Genomic DNA, 4,889 nt, shown 5'->3' on the forward strand with positions numbered 1-4,889 from the left:
TCAGAAAAGCTCTGGTATCTGTACCACGATTTCAGCGAGGAAGCCAGAAAAGCCGGATATTTGTCCTGCCTGTCAGAAATCAAAGGCAATGGTTTCCCGGAGGAGACCCGCCGCCTGATGGAGCAGCTGAGTGAACCGGCTTTCCGCCAGAACCTCAAGGAAGAATACGCTACCTTCTTGACTGCCTATCAGCAGGACCGTGACCTGTTGCGCTTTCACTATCATAGGACGAAGGAGATCTGGGAGAACCTGAAGGACCTTGACCTGCCCCGCAGGACTTTTTCTTCGGACCTTTCCCAAGTGCCAACCGTCCAGCATTTCATTACCGAGGATGAGATCGACGCCGCCATGACCGGCGGCAGCAGTTTTGCCGGAGGAAAAGGCCGTATCTATGCGTTCTTCATGGAAAACCATACGGATAAGGAAAAAGTGAGATTCCTTAAAGACGAGTATGGCATTGGCGGACGCTCTCATGCCCTGTCCGGCGCAACACACAGCGGCGAATGGGAAAAGGTTGCCAAGCGCATTACCTCACTTGTCCAGAAAGACCGCTATCTTACCGAACAGGAACAGGCACAGTATGACAAGATCCAGTCTGAACAGGAACTGGCCGAAGAAGATGCCATTCAAGCCCAGCAGCCGGAGATGGATGAAGAAACACCAAAGCCTACCCTTGGGGAGCAGTTTGAGCAGTATAAGCCTGTGGTGACTGCCGCCATTTCTGAGGATACCGCATACCGCAATGCCTGCGGGCATTCTGACCGTGAAAATGCTGTCATCGAGGGTAATGCCGCTGTGCGCCGTGCAGTCCTTGGTTCTAAGGATATGGAGCTGATCCGACTCTATTCGGATGTGCCGGAGTTCCGTCAGCGTTTACACCGGGAAGTGATCGACGAGACCTATCCAAAGCTCCATGAGCTTCTGCGCCCTCTTTCTCAGGAAGATATTGATACTGCCCTTTGTGCATGGAACGGCAATATCGAGAGTAAACACGCTGTTGTCCGCTATATGAAAGACCATGCAAGAGAAAAAGATACCGCCGCATGGCTGGCTCAGGAATACGGCGGCAGTAACAGCAACAGCCTGTTTGTTGTCCGTGCCGGCAGCCCGGAGGAAACGCAGCTGCCCTGGCCGAAGGTACAGCGCCGGATTGCCCAGCTCATTCAGGAGGACCGGTTCTATACCGAAGAAGAACAGAACCGTTTTGACGACATCGACCCAATCGCCATCCGGGAAGCTCTGGAAGAAAGAGGGATCGTCAACGGACAGGTGACAGACCCGGAAAAACTGGACAATGCCCCGTTTATCCAACAGGTGATGTCAGATGCAGAGCAGATCGCAGATGCCGAGACAGAGCAGACTTCCGAAGTTTCCATTTCCGATGAGGAATATGACGCAGTTCGCCGCCCAATTCCGCAAAGAACCTCCTATGACCCAGCCGCCCCGGTCTATGCCGTGGGCGATACCGTGTATATCGAGGATGACGCCTATCAGATCACAGAGCTGCGGGAGGACACCGTACAGCTTCTGCCCACCGGCATGGTATATCCCATCTACCGGGCAGAGCGCAAAGAACAGTTCGAACAGCTGCTTCGGGCAGACCGCCGCAATGCTTACTATACCGAGTTTCTTCCCATTGACCCGGACAAGGCAGATCAGGACTTGCGGGATGTATTGGCTCATGGACTGATGGATGAAGCGGATAAAAAGCAGATTTCCACGCTGCTGCAATCCGGCAGGAGCAACAGCGAGATCGCCTACTGGCTGAGCAGAGCCTATTCCGGTGAGATTGAGACACTGAATCTGGAGACCGGCGATATTGCCCTGGCTATGCTGTATTTCCGCTGGGATGAAGTTGCACCTTTGCTGCGCGGGATGTATGCCCGTCAGCTGGATGGCTTTGGACAGGAACCGCCCCAACCGTCTGTCAAATTCCCGGTCTTCCACTCCGAGACCGTGGCCGTCTATCCGGGCGATAAGAACCATCTGCCTTATGATGTGGTGGTGGAACGACTGCATATCGAGGAGCCGGAGCCACCAGCCCCTGTGACTGAGCCGGAGAAAACCTTTGAGGAAGTGTTGGATGAACACCCGGTTTCCATTCAGGTCAATGGCCAGTGGCAGACTTTTCCCAATGCCAGAGCCGCCGAGGAAGCCGCTTACGGGGAATACAAGGACAACCTGCGCCGCACCGCTGAGAATTTCCGTATCACCGACGACCACCTGGGCGAAGGCGGTCCGAAAGCCAAGTTTCAGGCCAATATCGCGGCAATCAAGCTGCTGAAATATCTGGAGGAAACCACTGAACAGGCAACGCCGGAGCAGCAGAAAATTCTTTCCCGATATGTGGGCTGGGGCGGTCTTGCCGACGCCTTTGACCCGGAGAAACCGGCATGGGCTTTAGAATATGCCCAGCTGAAAGAGCTGCTGACCCCGGAGGAATATGCCGCTGCCAGAAGCTCCACCCTCAACGCCCATTACACCAGCCCTACGGTCATTCAGGCCATCTATGAAGCGGTGGGGCGTATGGGATTTGAGACAGGAAATATTCTGGAGCCATCTATGGGTGTGGGCAATTTCTTCGGTATGCTGCCGGAAGAAATGCGAAACAGTCGTCTGTATGGCGTGGAGCTGGACTCGGTTTCCGGTCGCATCGCAAAGCAGCTCTATCCCAAGGCGGACATCACAGTAGGCGGCTTTGAGACCACCGACAGGCGTGACTTCTTTGACCTTGCCATTGGTAATGTGCCTTTCGGTCAGTATCAGGTTCGAGATAAAGCCTATGACAAGCTGAATTTCAGCATCCACAACTACTTTTTTGCCAAAGCACTCGACCAGGTGCGTCCCGGCGGCGTGGTGGCCTTTGTCACCAGCCGCTATACGATGGACGCCAAGGATTCCACCGTGCGCCGCTATCTTGCTCAACGTGCCGAGCTGCTGGGAGCCATCCGTCTGCCCAATGACGCTTTCAAGAAAAACGCTGGTGCAGAGGTCGTTTCGGACATCATTTTCCTGCAAAAGCGTGACCGTCCGCTGGACATTGCACCAGAGTGGACCCAGACCGGACAGACGCAGGACGGCTTTGCCATCAACCGCTATTTCCTAGACCACCCGGAAATGGTGCTGGGCCGACAGGAACCGGAAAGCACCGCCCATGGCATGGACTACACCGTGAATCCCATTGAGGGGCTGGAGCTTGCCGATCAGCTGCATGATGCCGTGAAGTACATTCGCGGCACTTACCAGGAGGCCGAGCTGCCGGAGCTGGGCGAAGGCGAAGCCATCGACACTTCTATCCCCGCCGACCCCAATGTGAAAAATTACTCCTACACCGTTGTGGACGGCACTGTGTATTTCCGTGAAAACAGCCGCATGGTGCGCCCTGACCTGAATGCCACCGCCGAAGCTCGTGTAAAAGGGCTGGTGGGGCTGCGGGAATGTGTCCAGCAGCTCATTGATCTGCAAATGGACGCCGCCACACCGGACAGCGCCATTCAGGATAAACAGGCCGAACTGAACCGGCTCTATGACAGCTTTTCCGCAAAATATGGTCTTATCAATGACCGGGCGAACCGGCTGGCCTTTGCTGATGATTCCAGCTACTATCTGCTCTGCGCGCTGGAAGTCATTGACGAGGACGGCAGGCTGGAGCGTAAAGCGGATATGTTCACCAAGCGCACCATCAAGCCACACAAGGCGGTGGACACCGTGGATACCGCCAGTGAAGCCCTTGCCGTCTCCATCGCGGAGAAAGCCTGTGTGGATATGGCGTATATGTCGAAGCTAACCGGCAAGACCTGCGACGAACTGGCCGCCGAGCTGCAAGGCGTGATCTTTCGTGTATCGGGACAGCTGGAGCAGGACGGAACGCCCCATTATGTGACTGCTGACGAATACCTTTCCGGCAATGTGCGGCGCAAGCTGCGTCAGGCACAGCGGGCCGCACAGCAGGACCCTTCCTTTGCAGTCAATGTGGAGGCCCTTACCGCTGCCCAGCCCAAAGACCTGGATGCGTCGGAAATCGAGGTGCGTCTGGGTGTTACCTGGATCGACAAAGAGTACATCCAGCAGTTTATGTATGAGACCTTCGACACGCCGTTTTATCTCCAGCGCAATATCGAGGTCAACTACACCCCGTTTACAGCAGAGTGGCAGATCACCGGCAAAAGCTCTGTAAGCCAGAACAATGTGGCAGCCTATACCACCTACGGAACCAGCCGTGCCAATGCCTACAAGATTTTGGAGGATTCCTTGAACCTGCGGGATGTCCGTATCTATGACACGGTGGAGGATGCAGACGGCAGGGAGCGCCGGGTGCTGAATGCCAAGGAGACTACGCTGGCAGCACAAAAGCAGCAGGCTATCCGGGATGCTTTCAAGGACTGGATTTGGAAAGACCCGGAGCGCCGCCAGACTTTGGTGCGCCAGTACAACGAGGAAATGAACTCCACCCGCCCCCGCGAGTATGATGGCAGCCATATCACTTTTGGGGGCATGAACCCGGCCATTACCCTGCGGGAACACCAGAAAAGCGCCATCGCCCATGTGCTGTATGGAGGAAATACCCTGTTGGCACATGAAGTAGGCGCAGGCAAAACTTTTGAAATGGTAGCTGCTTCGATGGAAGCCAAACGCCTGGGACTGTGCCAGAAATCCCTCTTTGTTGTGCCAAACCACCTGACCGAGCAGTGGGCTTCGGAGTTTCTGCGGCTCTATCCTTCCGCCAACATCCTTGTCACCACGAAAAAGGACTTTGAGACCCACAACCGTAAGAAGTTCTGCGCCCGGATCGCCACCGGCGACTATGATGCCATCATCATGGGACACAGCCAGTTTGAGCGTATCCCCATCAGCCGGGAGCGTCAGGAACGGCTTCTCTATGAGCAGAT

At 55.3% G+C, this 4,889-nt stretch carries 1 protein-coding gene; it reads left to right on the forward strand.

Features of this window, described 5'->3' with window-relative positions; all coding sequences use genetic code 11:
* A partial coding sequence (locus GPK94_RS16175) for a DEAD/DEAH box helicase family protein (RefSeq protein ID WP_252192657.1) occupies nt 1–4,889 on the forward strand: 4,889 nt, incomplete at both ends.

This window comes from Pseudoflavonifractor sp. MCC625, from assembly GCF_018784545.1.
In the GTDB taxonomy this organism is placed as follows: domain Bacteria; phylum Bacillota; class Clostridia; order Oscillospirales; family Oscillospiraceae; genus Pseudoflavonifractor_A; species Pseudoflavonifractor_A gallinarum.